Source organism: Pseudoalteromonas sp. Z9A6 (assembly GCF_011378805.1).
Classification (GTDB): Bacteria; Pseudomonadota; Gammaproteobacteria; order Enterobacterales; family Alteromonadaceae; genus Pseudoalteromonas; species Pseudoalteromonas distincta.
Window position 1 is genome coordinate 1 of the sequence record NZ_WTKZ01000139.1, and the last position, 633, is coordinate 633.

1 protein-coding gene is annotated in these 633 nt (G+C 49.0%); it reads right to left on the minus strand.

Translation table 11 applies throughout. From position 1 onward, the window contains the following. The coding region (locus GQR53_RS20545; RefSeq protein WP_206013418.1) for a hypothetical protein at window positions 1-550 on the minus strand (550 nt) is incomplete at its 3' end. Window positions 551-633 lie beyond the last annotated feature (83 nt).

Below are 633 nucleotides of genomic sequence, written 5' to 3' on the forward strand. Positions count from 1 at the left end.
CCGTCGTGTAAGTGTTTCCCAGCTTCCCAACGACAGGCCTCAAGCAAGACAGAGCATTGGTGATGACCGGATCCGTGACAAGGACGCCCATTTCAAGGAGTGATGCAACAACGTAGCCAGTCATGGTCACATTATCACCAACACCACCCTTCATGTCAATATGGTACAGGGTTCCCTCTTGCATGAAACAGCCATCTGAACCCTGCTTGCTGATCAACCAATCCTGTGCACTCTGGAGGACACTGGGATCAATGAAGATGAAACGCCTTGCTAGGCCGAAAGACCTCATGACGAAGGTGGTCAACCATGTATTGGATGCATCGTAGCCAAATGTGCTGTATGAACCATCACTGTGCCTGTAGTTTAGCTGTCCTTGGTATCCGCTCTGAAGGTAACCAGTGGCAGTCTGTCGGATGGTTGGGGTGAGCTGCGCAGTGCCTTCCAGGTACTGCAGGATGTAGATATTGGGAGCAAGAATTATCATATTTTGTTCTCCACAGCCAGATGGCATCTGTAGCAAGCCATCAAGATTATTTAGTGCACGACCCATTATGTCCCCAAGGACTGAAACAGAGCATTTGGCAGATCCCAGAACCACATTTGCTGGAAATGTCAGAGACACATCTTCTGAAA